Genomic DNA, 16509 nt, shown 5'->3' with positions numbered 1-16509 from the left:
GGGCCTTCCGGCTTTCCCTTCACGCCTCCCGCAGGGCCTTGGCGAGCGCGCCGTCGCCCGTCACCCCGACCCGTCCCGCGCGCACCGCGCCGGCCAGGGACAGTTCGCCGCGGCTGATCGCCGTACAGGTACCGGTGTCCAGGGACAGCCGGGCGTCGGGTTCCTCCGGGGCGGGGCCGTCGCCGTGGACGGCGCCGCCGTCCGCCCCGGCGCGCAGGTGGAACAGGCCCTCCTCAAGGCGGACTTCCACGAGCCCCGTCTCCCCCCCCAGGGCCCGCAGCAGGGGCAGCGCGAACCAGTGGGCGCGCACCGCGTCCGTGGGGCGCCGCTCCCCCAGTTCCGCCTCGCCCCAGGCGCCGAGGGCCTGCAGGACAGGGAGCAACTCCTCGCCTCGCGCGGTGAGTTCGTAGACGTATGCCGCGCCGGGCGGGGGCAGCCTGCGCCGGGTGGTGAGGCCGTCGCGCTCCATGTCCTTCAGCCGGGAGGCCAGTACGTCCGTGCTGACACCGGGCAGGTCCGCGTGCAGGTCGGTGTAGCGGCGCGGTCCCGCGAGGAGTTCCCGGACGATCAGCAGGGTCCAGCGGTCGCCGACCGCGTCGAGCGCGCGGGCGGCGGAACAGTACTGGTCGTAGCTTCGGCGAGGTGACATGCGACGCAGTCTAGACATGTTGTTGGACTTTCCAAGCGTTCACTTGGTAAAACCAAGCAACACCACGTGAGGGGAAGCGGCGCATGGAGTTCCGGCAGTCGAGCAAGCTCAGCGAGGTCTGTTACGAGATCCGCGGTCCGGTCATCGAGCACGCCAACGCGCTGGAGGAGGCGGGGCACAGCGTGCTGCGCCTGAACACCGGCAACCCGGCCCTTTTCGGGTTCGAGGCGCCGGAGGAGATCCTCCAGGACATGATCCGGATGCTCCCCCGGGCACACGGCTACACCGACTCACGGGGCATCCTCTCCGCCCGCCGCGCGGTGGCCCAGCGTTACCAGACCCTGGGCCTGGAGGTCGACGTCGACGACGTCTTCCTCGGCAACGGCGTCTCCGAGCTGATCTCGATGGCCGTACAGGCCCTGCTGGAGGACGGCGACGAAGTCCTGATCCCGGCACCGGACTTCCCCCTCTGGACCGCGGTGACGAACCTCGCGGGCGGCAAGGCGGTCCACTACCTGTGCGACGAGCAGGCGGAGTGGTACCCGGACCTGGCCGACATGGAGTCGAAGATCACCGACCGCACCAAGGCGGTCGTCATCATCAATCCCAACAACCCCACCGGCGCGGTGTACCCGAAGGAGATCGTCGAGGGCATCCTCGACCTGGCCCGCCGCCACGGCCTGATGGTGCTCGCCGACGAGATCTACGACCAGATCCTCTACGACGACGCCGTGCACCACTCGGCCGCCGCGCTCGCCCCCGACCTGGTCGTCCTCACCTTCTGCGGCCTGTCCAAGACCTACCGCGTGGCGGGCTTCCGCTCCGGCTGGCTGGTGGTCACCGGCCCCAAGCAGCACGCGAAGGACTACCTGGAGGGCCTGACCATGCTGGCCTCCATGCGGCTGTGCGCCAACGCGCCCGCCCAGTACGCCATCCAGGCCGCGCTCGGCGGCCGCCAGTCCATCCACGAGCTCACCGCACCGGGCGGACGGCTGCGCGAACAGCGGGACGTGGCCTGGGAGAAGCTGAACGAGATTCCCGGCGTGAGCTGCGTGAAGCCGAAGGGCGCGCTGTACGCGTTCCCGCGCATCGACCCGGCCGTGCACAGGATCCACGACGACGAGAAGTTCGTCCTCGACCTGCTGCTGCGGGAGAAGATCCAGGTCGTCCAGGGCACCGGCTTCAACTGGCCCTCCCCCGACCACTTCCGCATCCTCACCCTCCCCCACGCGGAGGACCTGGAGGCGGCGATCGGCCGGATCGGGCGGTTCCTGAGCGGATACCGGCAGTAGGGCCCGGAACCACCGGGGTACGGGCCGCGTCGATCAAGGTATGAGGGACGAGAGACTTGGCTGCGCGGGCATCCTCCTGGCGGCCGTCGGCGCCGTGGCCGCGGTGCTCGCCTGGGCGCCGAGGGCCCGCGTCAGCGTCCACGGCGGATTCGAGGGCATGCACCGGGACCTGAGCGTCCTCTACGTCGACCTGCCCCTCATCGCCGCGGGCGGCGCGCTCGTCCCGCTCACCGCCTGGCTGCTCACCCTGCGCGTGCTGCGCCGCCCGTGGCTCGCGGCCGCGATCGCGGCGGGCGCGCTCGCACTCGGGGTCTGGGGCCTGCTGAGCTGGTGGACGCCCTATGAACGGCCCGAGTTCACGGGTTAGGTCCCGCACCCTTGCCGATGCCGCAAGCCTGTTGCAGCACTGTCAACGCCGCGGAGGAGGCGGATGCGGGCTCCGTGGTGAAGGCGACGAGGGACTGGTGCGGTTCCCGCGGGACGTGGAACGTCTGTTGCGTGACGGTCAGGTCCCCGACTACCGGATGGGCCAGGTCGTAGACGTCGCGGCCACAGGGCTCGACGGTGTGTTCGGCCCACAGCGCGGCGAACTCCGGACTCTGGATCGCCAGCTCGCCGACCAGCGCGGCGAGACAGGCGTCCTCGGGGTTACGGGCCGTCAGGACGCGCAAGTTGCCGACCACGGCGCGGGCCTTGGCGGACCAGTCGCCGTAGAGGGCGCGGGTGTGCGCGTCCAGGAAGACCAGCCGGGACAGGTTGGGCCGGGTGACCGGGTCGTCGGGCGCGGCGAGGGGCACGTGTCCGGCGAGCAGGGCGTGCCCGGCTCTGTTCCAGGCCAGCACGTCGTTGCGGCGGCCAGCGACGAGTGCGGGCACGTGCCCCATGGCGGCCAGCAGCGTCCGCAGATCGGCGGAGGCGTGCTCCTCGGGAGGTGCCGCCGGCCCGGTCCGGTGCCTCGTCGTCGTCGACAGGACGTGCAGGTGCTCCCGCTCGGCCGTGGTCAGGTGCAGGGCGGTCGCGATCGCGTCGAGGACCTCGGCCGAGGCGTTGAGCGACTGGCCCTGTTCGAGCCGGGTGTAGTAGCCGGCGCTGACCCCCGCGAGCATCGCGAGTTCCTCCCGGCGCAGTCCGGGCACCCGGCGCCGGTCCCCGTACCGGGGCAGGCCGACGTCGTCCGGGCCCAGTCGTGCCCGCCGCGCCATCAGGAACTCACCGAGCGGTGATCTGCGGTCCATGGCGGCAAGTATGCGCGGCGGCCGTGTCCGTCGCCTGCACCTGTCAGGGGTAGGCAGGAGCGGGTCTGGTCACCTGGGCCCGGGGCCTTCAGAGTCGATCGCACGGATCACGGCGAAAGCCGCTCCGCGTCCCCTGCTCACCCGCCGTCCACGGCACCGCCGTACGCATCGCGGCCCGGCCCTGGACACCGCAGACGAACGAGGTAGACACATGCCCACTACCCCGCCCGCGCCGTCTTCGCCCGTGGAGGCGACCGTCTCCACGGCATCCCGGGTCACCACGATGGAACTGGGGGACGTCGAGATCACCCGCGTCATCGAGTTCTCGGACATCTCACCGATGACGACCGATGTGTTCTTCCCCGGCAGCAAGCCGGAGGAATGGCAGCGCCACGCCGCGCTGCTGGACCCGGACCACTGGGACGCCCGCACCGACCTGACGCGCGTCGCCACCCAGTCCTGGGCGCTGCGCAGCGAAGGCAGGGTCATCCTGATCGACACCGGTGCGGGCAACGGCAAGTACCGTCCGCTGCAGCCGATCTGGTCGTACCTGAACACGGACTACCTGGAGAACCTCGCCGCCGCCGGCATCGAGCCGGAGGATGTCGACCTTGTCGTCAACACCCATCTGCACGACGACCACGTCGGCTGGAACACCCGGCTCGACGGACGCGACTGGGTGCCCACCTTCCCGAACGCGACGTACCTGATGCCGCAGTCCGACGTCACGTACTGGCATCCCGACAACCTGCACCGCACCAAGTTCGGCCGGGGGAACCAGAACGTCTACGAGGACAGCATCCAGCCGGTGATCGACGCGGGGCTCGTCAAAACCTGGGACGACTCCTACGTCATCGACGCCGGCCTCCGGCTCGAACCGGCCCCGGGGCACACTCCGGGATCCTCGGTCATCCACCTCGACTCCAAGGGCGACCGCGCGGTATTCGCCGGAGACCTGATGCACGGCGCGATCCAGGTCCACGAGCCCCACCTCAACAGCTGCTTCGAGGAGGACGAGGACGCCGCCCGCGCCAGCCGGGCACGCATGTACGCCTACGCGGCCGACCACAACGCCCTCGTGCTGCCCGCTCATCTGCCCGGCCACGGGGCTTTCGAGATCCGGCGTGAGGGCGCCGGATTCGAGATCTCCGGCTGGGCGCCGTTCTCCCGCACCTGACGACCCGCCCGGAGGAGCCCCTCGTCCGGCACGGCTCCCAGCGTCTCCTCCCACGGACTCATCCGGCACAACCGAGCAGCCGAGCAGCGGAGTTCACGGGTTAGCATCCGGTAGTGGTGGAGCGTCATGGGGGGCGGACATGGGCGGCAAGGCGCTCGTGGCGGCGGTCGGGGGCGGGGCCGCGGAGGCCGTCACCCGGCTGCTGGAGGCGGGAGCGGATCCGGACACACTCGCGGACGACGGGCTGCCGGTGCTGTGCCGGGCGGTCGCCACGTACGACGTCGCCGTGGCGGACGCTCTGGTGGAGGGCGGCGCGGATCCGGACCGGAGCCTGCCGGACGGGACCACGCCGCTGGTGCGGGCGATCGACGGTGGCTCCCCCTCGGTGGTGACGGCCCTTCTTGGCCGGGAGCCCCGGCTGCGGCTGCCGGAGGCCGAGAGGGAGCAGCTGCTCGCCAGGGCCCGGCGCTGGTACGAACGGGGCGCGGAGGTCGAACTGCGGGACAGGACGGGCACGTCCGAGCCCGCGCACCGGGTCCGGGTCATGGACGACGAGTACTGCCACGTCACGCAGTTGACGCTCGACGGTTCGACGGTCCGCGCCGGGCACGGCGCGATCCTCACGGACCTCGAATGGGCCTTCCGCGTCCTCCCGCCCGTCGACGAGCTGGCTTCCCGTGCTCTGGCCCAGGGCGATCCGGACCATGTCGACTGGTCGTCCGTGCGGTGGGTCCTGAGCCGACGCCGCAGTAAGGAGACGTGGTCCGCCGTGGCGGCGTACCGCCACGCCCCCGCCCCCCTGTCACGCCTCTTCGCCCTCGATGTCCTCTGGACTTTCATGTGGCCCGAGGCGAGCTGGCGCAACTCCTACGAGAGGGAGACGGAGGACCTGCTCGTCTCCTGGGCCACGGACGGGGAGGAGGCCCCCGAGGTCCTCGCCGAGTTGCTGCGGCTCCTGGGCGATACGGAGCGCCCGGAATCGACCGCGATCGGGCTGCGGTACGCCCGGCACCGGGACCCGCGCGTCCGGGCCAAGGTCCCGGACCTCTTGGTCGTCTGGGGAAACCCTTCCCCCCTCCCGGGCGCGGAAGCCCGAACCACGCTGCTCGAACTCGCCACCGACGAGGACGGGAACGTGCGCGCGGCAGCCGGAGGGGCACTGTGCAGCACGTGCGACGGCAGCCCCGAAGTCACCAACGCCGTCGTCGCGCTGCTCCGCGATCCGGTGGCGCGGGTACGGGCATGGATGTCCGAGACCGTCACACGCTGTGCGGACCGTTCGGCGGACGTCGCCGACGCCCTGTACGCCCTGCTCGACGAGGAGGACTTCCCGGTCCGGCTCAACGCGGCCTACGCCCTCCTGCGCCGGGAGGACCCACGCACCGCGGAGGCCGTCGAACGCCTGGGTTCGCTCTCCCGCCCCGGCTACGAGGAGGACCACCGCCTCTCCGCGATCTGGAGCTGGGAGTGGAACCGCAAGAACTCCTGATCCCACCGCTCAACACAGGGCGACCTCGCACCACACCGTCTTGGTGTACGGGTCGCCGGCGGGCGTCCCCCAGTGGGAGGCCAGCGCCTCGACGAGGAGGGTCGCAGCGTGCGGTCGGGGCGATATCTACGTTCATGGGCCGGTCGGCCTTACTCCGCGCAGTGATGATTCCGGTATGCAGGGTGACCGTGCGGATGCTGTCCGGGTCTGTCCGGGTCGCGACGCGTGACGCCTCGTACAGGCGGCGAGTTGGGCACGGGTGGCACATGGAGGTGTGAGGGCATGAGCGTGGAACCTTACGGCGCGGACGAGGAGTCGGCGGCCGTTCTGCGGACCGTCGGCAGGGTCATCAAGATGTGCCGGGAGCGGGAGGGCATGACCCAGGCCGGTCTCGCCACGGCCATCAGGTACAGCGAGGAGCAGGTGTCGTCCGTCGAGCGCGGGCGCAGGGCTCCGGCGGAGGAGTTCCTGGAGGCGGCGGACCGGGTGCTCGAAGCGAGCGGGCTGATCTCGGGGCTGAAGCACGATGTGGCGAAGGCCCGGTTCCCCAAGAAGGTGCGGGACCACGCGAAACTGGAGTCAGAGGCGGTCGAGCTGTGCGCTTACGCCAACTCGGTCGTGCACGGCCTGCTCCAGACCGAGGAGTACGCGAGAAATCTCTACGTCATGAGGCGACCCCCGTTCTCCGAGGAACAGGTGGACGAGCTCGTCGAGGGGCGCCTGGCACGCCAGAAGATCTTCGATCAGCAGCCCGCGCCGGTCTTCAACTTCGTCCAGGAAGAGGTGACGTTGCGCCGTCCGCTCGGGGGCAGAATGGTGATGCGCAAGCAGCTCGCACACCTGTTGGAGATCGGTCACCGGCGGAACGTGGAGATCCAGGTGATGCCCACCGACCGCGAGGACCACGCCGGTATCGACGGGTCGTTCCAACTCCTGCGGCTCAAGGAGGGGGTTACGGTGGCTCACAACGAAGTGCAGCTCACGAGTCGGCTGATCTCGCACGTCAAGGAGATCCAGATCTGCGAGGTCCGCTACGGCGCCATCCGAGCCCAGGCTCTCACCCCTCGTGAGTCGCTCGCCTTCATCGAGAAAGTGTTGGGAGAGACATGATGACCAACCCCTCCACGGAGCACGGTCGCCCACTGGAGTGGTTCAAGAGCAGCTACAGCACCGCTGACGGCCCCGAGTGCGTCGAGGTCGCCCTCACCCCCGGAACCATCCACGTCCGCGACTCGAAGCACATACGAGGCCCCCGCCTGACCTTCGCCCCCCACCAGTGGGCCGCCTTCCTCCCGTACGCCTCCGGACGACGATGACCCGACCGCTCACCGCCGCGCAGCGCCGTCCCGTCGACGCCGCCGATCCCGACACGGGGCGGCTGAGGGGTACGCCGGCACAGCTCGCCGCTCTGGTGAAGCGCGGGCTCGCCTTCCGGCACCCGAGGCCGCCGCACGACCACTTCCTGACCCCGGCGGGACACCGGGCGTGCGAGACGGAGGCAAACGCGGCGGCGCCCGAACTGGTGACGGCACCCGCCGCGACCGGGGTGTTCGCCGCGCGTGTCGGCGGCGAGCACCCCGCGCCGGAGTCGGGCCCCGCCCGGTTCCGGGAGGTGCGCGGCGCCTGGCAGGGGATGCTGGAGCTGCGCCGGATGACCAACCCCGACGGGGCGACGGACCGGCCCTGCGGCTGGGAACGCGCGCATCTGGTGCAGGCCGCCGGCGCTCGCCCTGGAGGCCGCCGGACCGCCCGGAGGCGTCCACCCCGGCTGCCATGGGGCGCTTTAATGCCCAGGTGGTGAACTGGACGCAGATGCACGACTGCTACGGGGATGTCGATCGCGTCCCCGCGCTTCTGGAACGAGTGGAGCTCGAGGACAACGCCGCAGCATGGGAGGAACTGGGATACCGGCTGGTCCTCGAACACGACCTCGTCTTCCCCGCCGGCTTTGCCGCCCTGCCGCGCCTGGTGCGTCTCGCCGCGAGGAGCGCACGGGCGCGTGGACTGGCCGGAGCGGTCCTGCGACGCGCGGCAGGACACCACGGCTGCGACGATCTGCTAGCGGACTGCGCCGACACGATCTCGGAGTTCCGCAAGCTGTTGGACCGGCACCTGCAATCGCGGCCGGTCGACTACCTCGCGACCTTCCTCGATTCGCTCGCGGCCAAGGAGGAGTACCACTGGAGTGCCGTCCTGGGGGACTTCGCGGACGACTTCTACCACCTGGCCTGCCCCCACTGCGCCGTGGAAGTGACGATCGCCATCGGGGACCACGGGCGCTATTCAGCGATCCGGGACTGGCACCTGGGCGACGTGGACCGTCGCTGCCTGCGGCCGGCGTCCTCCGAGGAACTCCCCGACATCGGCCGGTGGATGCACGAGACCGCCGTCCGTGACGGGCACGAGACCCTCGCCGACGGAATCGCCCACCTCTTCGGCAAGGCCGAATGCCCACACTGCGCCAGCGTGTTCAACATCGCGGACGAATACACATCCGCCAACTGCCCCGTCCTGCGGTAGGCCAGGGCACCCGACGCGACAGCCGGGCCACCGGCCTGCCCACCATCAGCTCCAGAAAGCGAAAGGGTCCACCGACCCCATCGGCGGGCCCTCACGAAAGATCGAGGCTAAAACGGCGGCTCGTCAACTGATCCCCGTTTGCCGTGCGAATTGTAATCCTTCCCGCGCCCGTCGGAGGGGAGTGGATCGGTAAGGGGTTCCATCAACATGCGCCCTTGCTCCCAAGACGCCAACGCCTCGGAGGCCAAACTTCTATGCCGTTCGCTGGAGCTTTGCGCTAGAACGTTCTCCAGCAAAGAAGTCAACCTCCTGCGGTGCATCGCCAATGCCGGGGACTCCAGAAATCGAACGGCCGCGACAAGAGCCGCCTCAACCACTCTCGGATCAGAGTCATCAAAGTAGGAGGCGACGCCCGGATAAGCTTCCGGGTAGATACTCCTGATGTTCAAGAAATCGGGAAATGGCTCGGTCGGCGAATACGCCCCCAACTCTCGAATGCGCTGCTCCTGCTCAATACTGACATCGAAGGCCACGTCGGCCAGCCATGAAAGGAGCTTGCTTCGGAGTGGGAATTTCCCCCCATCCCATGAAGGAGTGAGAGCGGCTCGACTTTCGCGGTCGCCCAGAAGTGCGGCGACATACCTGAAAGCCGGCGCGGTCGCAGAGTAGACGACTCCGTCGTTGAGAAGAGCGTCATACAGGTGGTTAAGTGAACTCGTCACTTTGGAAAAGTCACCCGACGCCAAGTCGTGCAGCTTGGTCGGAGTAACCGGGAAGGCCGACCCGTCGGCATTCTCGAGTTCAGCCCAGTCGGTGAGATCGATGATCGCGCATGGATTCAACTTATCGCCGCTCATATCCATAAGGCCAGCATAGTGGCCTTTAGGAAAGCAGCCAAGGCGCGGCAACTGGGCCACGCCTTGGCGAATGCATCAGAAGGGTACCTCACTGAAAACTTGCCCGCGCTGAGATCAAACCGCCAGCAATGAGCTCCCCGGCAACATTCCTGCCACGTTTGGCGCGCAGAAACCGCATGGCCCGCCAGGCTTTGAAACCATCAGCCGGCCAGTCAAACCCCCGGATCCCGACTGTTTGGCCAGAATCCTCATGATAGTGGCCGCCTGAACCTCGACATGCGAGCCAAAGAACTTACCGCCGCCAGGGCTCGCCGCAGCAGGAATCTCGCCCATGTTGGCTCTGATCAACGGATGGAGCCGATCGGAAGCCAGGTCAAACTCTCCGTGCCCCTGAACCCAGAAGTACCCGCCGGTATCAACGTCCGGCCTGCTGGAATAAATGCAGCATTCTCCGATGCTCTGGCATGCGCCCGTTCATCCGCAGTGGAGCAGTTGTGAACGAGTTGTGCATGGTGAGGCTGCGCTGCGACGGCCGGCTGGGGGCAAGATGGTCCTGCGGCGCCAGCTCGAACGGCTGTTGGAGGTCGGCCAGATGCGGAACGTCGACATCCAGGTACTGAGCTCTTTCCAACCTGTCCGGCTGGAGGGGCAGTTGGGGTGACAGACAGGTGAAGCCCCTGGTAGATGGGTTTTCGACCAAGAAATCCGGCTCCACCAGAGGCTTCGTGTGCTTGTCTACCCGTCGGGCGTCGACGTGTCCAGTTCTGCCCTGCGCTTCCTGTCCGCCAAACTCCGCCGGCGCCGCCAGGAGCTCGGTACCCGATGGCGGCGCCTGAGTGCCGGCCGTCAGGCCCTGCTCACCCTCGCCCACCTCCGCAACGGCCACCCGTATGCCCAGCTCGCGGCCGGGTTCGGCATCGGGACCACGACCGCGTACCGGTACATCACCGAGGCCGTCGAGATCCTGGCCGCTCTCGCGCCGACTCTTGCGGAGGCAGTCCGGACGGCGTCGTCGAAGGCGTTCGTGCTGCTGGACGGGACCCTGCTGCCGATCGACCGGATCGCCGCGGACCGGCCCTACTACTCGGGGAAGCACAAGAGGCACGGGATGAACGTGCAGGTCCTCGCCGATCCTAGCCCTTGTCGGCCCAGCATGCGATGCCAGCCTCGGCGAGGGCGTCGACGATGCCATGGTTCGCGAGCCGCGCGAACGTCGTGGACAGCTCCGGGCAAGACCGGTGAGGCCCACAGCAGCCGGCCGAAGCCGGGGTGCCGGCGGTACGGTCCGCACCCCGTGCTGGGGGCGGTGGGAGACCCTGTCCACCGGTCAGCAGGCGGTGAACCGGTCCCACGCGAAGATCCGCGCACTCGTCGAGCAGGCCATGGCCACCCTCAAGTCCTGGCGTCTCCTTCGCAAGATCCGATGCTCGACCACCCGGATCACCAGCCTCATCCAAGCCGTCCTCACCCTGCATTTGGCCAGCTCAGGCCGATGATGGAAAAGCCTCACTGCCGCTGGATTCCGAGGACAACAGCGGGCTCGATGGCCCTTTCCACCTGCTGCGGCTCAAGGACGGCGCCACTGTGGGGCACAGCGACATCCAGCTCGTCAGCCGATTGACCTCGGACCGCAGGGAGATCCAGATCCTCGAACTGCGCTATGGGATCATCCGGGCCCAGGCCCTCACGCCTCGAAAGTCACTGGCCTACATCGAGAAACTGCTGGGAGAGACATGAGTCTGACGCCCTTGAACGGTGACAGCACCGAGTTGGTATGGCACAAGAGCAGCTACAGCACGAACGACGGCCCCGAGTGCGTCGAGGTCGCCCTCACCCCCGGAACCATCCACGTCCGCGACTCGAAGCACATACGGGGCCCCCGCCTGACCTTCGCCCCCCACCAGTGGACCGCCTTCCTCCCGTACGCCTCCGGACGACGATGACCCGACCGCTCACCGCCGCGCAGCGCCGCATCGTCGACGCCGCCGATCCCGGCACCGGGCGGCTGCGGGGTACGCCGGCACAGCTCGCCGCGCTGGTGAAGCGCGGGCTCGCCTTCCGGCACCCCAGGCCGCCGCACGACCACTTCCTGACCCCGGCGGGACACCGGGCGCGTGAGGCGGAGGCGGAGGCGGCGCCCGAGCCGGTGACGGCACCCGCCGCGACCAGCGTGTTCGCCGCGCGCGTCGGCGGCGAACACCCCGCGCCGGAGTCGGGCCCCGCCCGGCTCCGAGAGGTGCGCGGCGCCTGGCAGGGCATGCTGGAGCTGCGCCGGATGACCAATCCCGACGGGGCGACGGACCGGCCCTGCGGCTGGGAGCGTTCGCATCTGGTGCAGGCCGCCGCGCTCGCCCTGGAGGCCGCCGGACACCGCCCGGCCACCGACGGTGAGGGCGGTTACCGCGTGCGGGAGACCCCGCAGCCGGAGGCGGTCGCCGTGTACGCACCGGACGGCGAGTCGCTGCGGGCCTGTGCGGCCACCCTGGAGGGGGCCGGCTGGCAGGTCGGCGCGTACACGGAGCCGAGGACGCGGGCGCGCTATCTGCTGGCCTCGCCGCGCCGGGTGTGAGGCGCGTGCCAAGATCGGTGGACGATGCACCGAACCGAGCAGGCGTGAAGGGGACAGACGCAGTGAGCGAGCCGTTTTCCGTCCGTGTGACCGTGCGCGGATACGAGACCGACGTACAGGGCCACCTCAACCAGGCCGTGTACCTCAACTACGCGGAGCACGCGCGCTGGTCGCTGCTCCAGGAGGCGGGGATCACCCAGTCCGGGCTCATCTCCCAGGGCGTGGGACCGGTCGCGCTGGAGACCACCATCCGCTACAAGCGGGAACTGCTCGCCGGTGACGAGGCCGATGTGAGCTGCGTCTTCGCCTGGAGCGGCGGCAAGGTCTTCACCATCGAGCAGACGATCACCAGGGCCGACGGCACCGTCGCCGCCGAGATCACCGCGGTCGGCGGGCTGCTGGACCTGACGAAGCGCAAGCTGGTGCCGGACCCGCAGGACATTTTCCGCGAACTGGCGGTCAAGCCGGACCTGTTCGGGCTCTAGCCCAGCTTTCAGCGTTGAAAGTTTTCGCCGCCGGGAGCCAAGTGTCCAGGCCATCCGCTCCGGCAGAGGACCAGACCACAGAGAGAACCGACGGCTCTTTACACGCGTAGATTCCCCGTGAGTAACTAATGACGCGCGCACGTCAAAAGCACGGAACTGCCAGGTGGCAGCGGCCGACGTCACCTCCTTCGCTCATCCCCACGTGTGTCCAGGAGGCAGCCCCATGTTCTCTCTCCCCCGTACCCTGGCCGGTCCCCGCAGACGGATGGCCACGGCGCTCGGCGTCCTCGGCGCCGCCCTCGCGCTGACGGCCACCACCGCGGGCGGCGCGAACGCCGCTCCCGGGCCCGACCGGGACCGGGTCCACGTCCAGCCCGGCGAGGCCTACATGGGCGTGGGCGCCCGCGTCCACGGGAGCGCCCCGGCCCAGGCGCCGTCGCTGGGGGCCCTGGCCCCGACCGGCGGCGTCCAGGGCATCGACGTCTCGCACTGGCAGGGCGCCATCAACTGGGGCTCGGTGCGCAACTCGGGCATCCAGTTCGCCTGGATCAAGGCGACCGAGGGCAACAGCTACAAGGACGACCGGTTCAACAGCAACTACCCCGCCGCGTACAACGCGGGGGTGATCCGCGGCGCGTACCACTTCGCGCGCCCCAACGTCTCCAGCGGCGCCACCCAGGCGAACTACTTCGTCAACAACGGCGGCGGCTGGTCCCGCGACAACCTCACCCTGCCCGGCGTCCTGGACATCGAGCACAACCCGTACGGCGCAATGTGCTACGGCCTGTCCACCACCCAGATGCGCACCTGGATCACCGACTTCTACAACACCTACAAGTCGCGCACCGGCCGGGACACGGTGATCTACACGACCGCGGGCTGGTGGAACACCTGCACCGGCAACTGGACCGGCATGTACAGCAAGAGCCCGCTGTGGGTGGCGCACTGGACCTCCGCCGCGTCGCCGACCATCCCGAGCGGTTTCCCCACCTGGACCGTGTGGCAGTACACCAGCACCGGTTCGGTCAGCGGTGTCGCCGGCAACGTGGACCGCAACCAGTTCAACGGCTCCCGCGACCGGCTGCTGGCGCTCGCCAACAACACGTGACGGCGTAGGCACGTACGCGATCACGCGGTGGAGCCGGCGGCCGACCCGCCGGCTCCACCGCCTCCCCCCACCCCCTCCGTCCCCGAGGAGTGATCGTGCATCCCGAGAACACCCTGCGGCGCCGCCTGCTGCTCGCCGGCGCGGCCGGACTGGCCGCCGCCACCGCCCTGCCGGGCAGCGCCCGCGCGAGCGGCGCCGGCGCCGACGCCGTCGAGCCGGACATCGACTCCACCTCGGCCTGGGGCGCCCGCTCCCCCCAGGGGACCATCAGCCTCCTCCAGTACCGGCCGAGCAGGATCATCGTCCACCACACGGTGAGCACCAACTCCACCGACTACTCCCGCGCCCAGGCCCACGCGCACGCCCACTGGGTGCAGGACCTGCACCTGGACAAGAACGGCTGGGTCGACACCGGCTACCACTTCCTGGTCAGCCGGGGCGGCTGGATCACCGAGGGGCGGCACGGCAGCCTGCAGGCGCTCACCGGAGGCCGGAACTTCGTGCTGGGCTCCCACACCTCCGGGCAGAACACCCAGGCCGTCGGCATCGCCTGCGAGGGCGCGTACCACGCGGGCGCGCGGCCGCCGGACGCCCAGTGGGACGTCCTGGTGACCCTGTGCGCCTACACCTGCGTGCGGTACGGCATCCCCTCAGCGCAGATCTACGGCCACAAGGACTACGGCGAGACCCTCTGTCCGGGCGTGTACCACGACATGCTGCCCCGGCTGCGGGAGGAAGTGGCGGCCGCCCGCTCGGCCTGACCGGCGGTCACCGGCCGGGAGCCGTCCCTCCCGGCCGGTGGCGTCCGGGGACTCAGTCCCGCCCGGCGATCCGGGCCAGCCGCCGGGCCTCCGCGCGGGTCGAGCGGGCGATGGCGTCCTCGTCGGCGGTGAGCAGCCGGCCGTCCTCCACGATCTGCCGGCCGTTCACGAAGGACGCGGTGACCGGGGCCGCCGCGCCGAGGACCAGCGCGGCCACCGGGTCGGCGATGGAGGCGTGGGCGAGGGTGTCCATCCGCCAGAGCACCAGGTCGGCGAGCTTGCCCGGTTCCAGGGAGCCGATCTCGTCCGCCCGGCCCAGCACCCGCGCTCCGCCGTACGTGCCGAGCCGCAGCGCCTGCCGGGTGTTCAGGGCGGCCTCCCGGTGCGCGCCGAGGCGGTTGACCAGCAGGGCGTTGCGCAGTTCGGTGTGCAGTTCGCCGGACTCGTTGGACGCCGTGCCGTCGACCCCGAGGCCGACCGGGACGCCGGCGGCGAGCATGTCGGGGACGCGGGCGATGCCGGCCGCGAGGCGGGCGTTGGAGGACGGGCAGTGCGCGACACCCGTTCCGGTACGGGCGAAGGCCGCGATGTCGGAGTCGTTCATGTGGACGCAGTGCGCCATCCACACGTCCTCGCCGAGCCAGCCGGTGGACTCGAAGTAGTCGGTCGGGCCCATGCCGAACAGCTCGTGGCAGAACTTCTCCTCCTCCACGGTCTCCGAGCCGTGGGTGTGCAGGCGCACCCCGAGGCGCCGGGCCGTCTCCGCTCCCTGCCGCATGAGTTCCGTGGAGACGGAGAAGGGGGAGCAGGGGGCGACGGCGACCCGGGTCATGGCGCCGAAGGAGGCGTCGTGGTGCCGGCGCACCGTCTCCTCGGTGGCGGCGAGCGCGTCGTCCAGGGACTCCACGGCGAAGTCCGGGGGCAGTCCGCCGTCCTTCTCGCCGCGGTCCATGGAACCGCGGGCGAGGGTGAAGCGCACTCCCATGTCACGGGCGGCGCCGATGATGGCGCCGGACAGGTCGCCGGTGCCGCGCGGGAAGACGTAGTGGTGGTCCATCGCGGTGGTGACGCCGCCGCGGGCCATCATCGCGAGGGAGCCCTCGGCCGCCGCGCGCACCATCGGCTCGTCGATCCGCGCCCAGGTGGGGTAGAGGGCGACGAGCCAGTCGAAGAGGTTGTGGTCGGTGGCCAGGCCCCGGGTGATCCACTGGTAGAAGTGGTGGTGGGTGTTGACCAGGCCGGGGGTCACCAGATGACCGGTGGCGTCGATCCGGCGTACGACGTTCTCCAGGCCCTCGGGGGCGGTGCCGGCGCCGAGCGACTCGATGCGGTCGCCGGCGAGGACGACATGCCCCGAGGCGTACTCGGTGTCGTGCGCGTCGACGGTCGCGACCGCGCAGTTCTCGATGACGATGCGCCGGGCTGCTGCCATGGTCCGTCCTTCAGATGCGGTGCGGTCAGAGGTTGGTGAGGTCCACCGGTATCCGCGCCTCGCAGCCGTCCCGCAGGATCGTGGCCTCGATCAGGCCGTAGGGGCGGTCGGAGGCGAAGTACACCGCTCCGTCGGCGGTGTCGTTCTTCAGGCCGAAGGGTTCGAGGTCCACCAGGAAGTGGTGGCTGTTCGGGAGGGAGAAGCGGACCTCGTCTATCTCGTCGCGGTGGTCGATGATCCGCGCGCCCATGTGGTACATGGTCTGCTGGAGCGAGCGGGAGTAGGTCTCGGCGAAGGCCTGGAGCAAGTGTTTCCTGATCTCCTCGTACGACGTGTCCCAGTCGGGCGTCCGCTGCCCGTCGCCCGTCCAGTTGAACCGCCAGCGGCCGGAGACCGAGGTGGCGAGGACGCGGTCGCGGGTCTCCTGGAGCGTCGTGTAGCCGTCCTTGACGAAGCCCCGGAACTCGGAGTCGGTGGAGTTCATCACCGTCAGGTCCTTCAGACCGGAGACGACCTCCCACTCCTCCCCGTCGAAGGTGATCTGGGCGAGCCGGGTCTCCTGGCCCTTGCGCACGAAGGAGTGCTCACCCTCGCCGGGGGTGCCGATCCGCTCCCAGGCGTACTCCTCGATGCGGATGCGCGCCCGGCGGATGGGCTCCTGCGAGGTGACGAAGTGGCGGGCGAGGTGGATGCCGAACTGCTCGGCGGACTCGATGCCGTGCTCCTTGGCGAACGCGTACACCGTGTTCTTGGTGGTGTCGGTCGGCAGGACGCTGGCGTTGGAGCCGGAGTAGTGGACCTCCTCCATGTCGCCGGAGAGGGCGACGGAGACGTTCAGGTCCTTGATGTGGTGGGTGGCGCCGTCCCGCGTGATCCTGACGACTCGGTTCTCGGCCTTGCCGTACTGGTTCTGTCCCAGAGTGGTCGGCATGGAG

General features: G+C 69.7%; 17 protein-coding genes and 5 pseudogenes. 16 read left to right on the top strand and 6 right to left on the bottom strand.

What is annotated here, in order from left to right; genetic code table 11:
• Window positions 1-19: 19 nt before the first annotated feature.
• Window positions 20-649, bottom strand: a complete 630-nt coding sequence (locus CNQ36_RS26750) for a winged helix-turn-helix transcriptional regulator (protein WP_121547855.1) — start codon at window positions 647-649, stop codon at window positions 20-22.
• A gap of 83 nt (window positions 650-732) precedes the next feature.
• Between CNQ36_RS26750 and CNQ36_RS26745 the strand changes: the two genes are divergently transcribed.
• Together CNQ36_RS26745 and CNQ36_RS26740 are read left to right on the top strand one after the other, a co-directional pair.
• Window positions 733-1941, top strand: a complete 1209-nt coding sequence (locus CNQ36_RS26745) for a pyridoxal phosphate-dependent aminotransferase (protein ID WP_121547854.1) — start codon at window positions 733-735, stop codon at window positions 1939-1941.
• A 40-nt stretch (window positions 1942-1981) separates the two neighbouring features.
• Entirely contained in the window at window positions 1982-2308 is a 327-nt protein-coding gene (locus CNQ36_RS26740; RefSeq protein WP_121547853.1) for a hypothetical protein, read from the top strand.
• Here the strand turns inward: CNQ36_RS26740 and CNQ36_RS26735 are convergent.
• Entirely contained in the window at window positions 2298-3176 is an 879-nt protein-coding gene (locus CNQ36_RS26735) for a helix-turn-helix domain-containing protein (protein ID WP_121547852.1), read from the bottom strand. The genes CNQ36_RS26740 and CNQ36_RS26735 overlap by 11 nt on opposite strands.
• Window positions 3177-3459: 283 nt before the next feature.
• On the opposite strand from CNQ36_RS26735, the gene CNQ36_RS26730 reads away from it, so the two are divergent.
• Window positions 3460-4353, top strand: a complete 894-nt coding sequence (locus CNQ36_RS26730; RefSeq protein WP_121547851.1) for an MBL fold metallo-hydrolase — start codon at window positions 3460-3462, stop codon at window positions 4351-4353.
• A 139-nt stretch (window positions 4354-4492) separates the two neighbouring features.
• The gene (locus tag CNQ36_RS26725) at window positions 4493-5842 is read left to right on the top strand and encodes a HEAT repeat domain-containing protein (RefSeq protein WP_121547850.1); all 1350 of its coding nucleotides are present in this window, start codon (window positions 4493-4495) and stop codon (window positions 5840-5842) included.
• Between the two features lie 9 nt (window positions 5843-5851).
• On the opposite strand, the pseudogene CNQ36_RS35740 reads toward CNQ36_RS26725, so the two are convergent.
• Window positions 5852-5941 (bottom strand): annotated as a pseudogene (locus CNQ36_RS35740) (ATP-binding protein); the annotation flags it as partial.
• 183 nt (window positions 5942-6124) lie between these two features.
• On the opposite strand from CNQ36_RS35740, the gene CNQ36_RS26715 reads away from it, so the two are divergent.
• The 4 genes and pseudogenes from CNQ36_RS26715 (at window position 6125) to CNQ36_RS26700 (ending at window position 8362) form a co-directional block, all read left to right on the top strand.
• Window positions 6125-6952: a helix-turn-helix domain-containing protein gene (locus CNQ36_RS26715; RefSeq protein WP_121547849.1), complete on the top strand. Its 828-nt coding sequence runs from the start codon at window positions 6125-6127 to the stop codon at window positions 6950-6952.
• The gene (locus CNQ36_RS26710; protein WP_121547848.1) at window positions 6952-7158 is read left to right on the top strand and encodes a DUF397 domain-containing protein; all 207 of its coding nucleotides are present in this window, start codon (window positions 6952-6954) and stop codon (window positions 7156-7158) included. The genes CNQ36_RS26715 and CNQ36_RS26710 overlap by 1 nt, the downstream gene beginning before the upstream one ends.
• Window positions 7155-7587 (top strand): annotated as a pseudogene (locus tag CNQ36_RS26705) (hypothetical protein); the annotation flags it as partial. The gene CNQ36_RS26710 and the pseudogene CNQ36_RS26705, both read left to right, overlap by 4 nt.
• Window positions 7588-7615: 28 nt before the next feature.
• Window positions 7616-8362, top strand: a complete 747-nt coding sequence (locus tag CNQ36_RS26700) for a hypothetical protein (RefSeq protein WP_163013373.1) — start codon at window positions 7616-7618, stop codon at window positions 8360-8362.
• A gap of 107 nt (window positions 8363-8469) precedes the next feature.
• Here CNQ36_RS26700 and CNQ36_RS26695 read toward each other — a convergent pair whose 3' ends face one another.
• The gene (locus CNQ36_RS26695) at window positions 8470-9225 is read right to left on the bottom strand and encodes a hypothetical protein (protein ID WP_228313090.1); all 756 of its coding nucleotides are present in this window, start codon (window positions 9223-9225) and stop codon (window positions 8470-8472) included.
• Window positions 9226-9724: 499 nt separating this feature from the next.
• Here CNQ36_RS26695 and CNQ36_RS35395 point away from each other — a divergent pair.
• The 8 genes and pseudogenes from CNQ36_RS35395 to CNQ36_RS26655 all read left to right on the top strand — a co-directional run.
• Window positions 9725-9838, top strand: a pseudogene (locus CNQ36_RS35395) (Scr1 family TA system antitoxin-like transcriptional regulator); the annotation flags it as partial.
• A 108-nt stretch (window positions 9839-9946) separates the two neighbouring features.
• A pseudogene (locus CNQ36_RS26685) lies at window positions 9947-10715 on the top strand (transposase family protein).
• Between the two features lie 13 nt (window positions 10716-10728).
• Window positions 10729-10956 (top strand): annotated as a pseudogene (locus tag CNQ36_RS26680) (Scr1 family TA system antitoxin-like transcriptional regulator); the annotation flags it as partial.
• Window positions 10953-11162 (top strand): DUF397 domain-containing protein, encoded by a 210-nt coding sequence (locus tag CNQ36_RS26675; RefSeq protein WP_121547846.1) that lies wholly within the window; start codon window positions 10953-10955, stop codon window positions 11160-11162. The pseudogene CNQ36_RS26680 and the gene CNQ36_RS26675, both read left to right, overlap by 4 nt.
• A complete protein-coding gene (locus CNQ36_RS26670; protein WP_121547845.1) occupies window positions 11159-11788 on the top strand; it encodes a hypothetical protein in 630 nt (209 codons plus the stop codon). Before CNQ36_RS26675 ends, CNQ36_RS26670 begins: the two co-directional genes overlap by 4 nt.
• 62 nt (window positions 11789-11850) lie before the next feature.
• Window positions 11851-12273, top strand: coding sequence for an acyl-CoA thioesterase (locus CNQ36_RS26665; protein WP_121547844.1), 423 nt, complete (start codon window positions 11851-11853; stop codon window positions 12271-12273).
• Between the two features lie 223 nt (window positions 12274-12496).
• Window positions 12497-13381 carry a lysozyme gene (locus CNQ36_RS26660; RefSeq protein WP_121547843.1) on the top strand — a complete coding sequence of 295 codons (885 nt, stop codon included), beginning with the start codon at window positions 12497-12499 and terminating at the stop codon, window positions 13379-13381.
• 95 nt (window positions 13382-13476) lie between these two features.
• Complete coding sequence (locus CNQ36_RS26655; protein WP_121547842.1) at window positions 13477-14142, top strand: peptidoglycan recognition protein family protein; 666 nt, start codon at window positions 13477-13479, stop codon at window positions 14140-14142.
• Window positions 14143-14194: 52 nt separating this feature from the next.
• Here the strand turns inward: CNQ36_RS26655 and CNQ36_RS26650 are convergent, their stop codons facing one another.
• Both CNQ36_RS26650 and pucL read right to left on the bottom strand, forming a co-directional pair.
• Complete coding sequence (locus CNQ36_RS26650; RefSeq protein ID WP_121547841.1) at window positions 14195-15574, bottom strand: 8-oxoguanine deaminase; 1380 nt, start codon at window positions 15572-15574, stop codon at window positions 14195-14197.
• A 25-nt stretch (window positions 15575-15599) separates the two neighbouring features.
• Window positions 15600-16505, bottom strand: a complete 906-nt coding sequence (gene pucL, locus CNQ36_RS26645; RefSeq protein ID WP_121547840.1) for a factor-independent urate hydroxylase — start codon at window positions 16503-16505, stop codon at window positions 15600-15602.
• Between the last annotated feature and the right edge of the window lie 4 nt (window positions 16506-16509).

Origin of the sequence: Streptomyces fungicidicus, assembly GCF_003665435.1 — a bacterium.
Lineage (GTDB): Bacteria > Actinomycetota > Actinomycetes > Streptomycetales > Streptomycetaceae > Streptomyces > Streptomyces fungicidicus.
The sequence above is the reverse complement of the archived record's forward strand: the minus strand, read 5'-3'. Positions and strand labels throughout refer to the sequence as shown.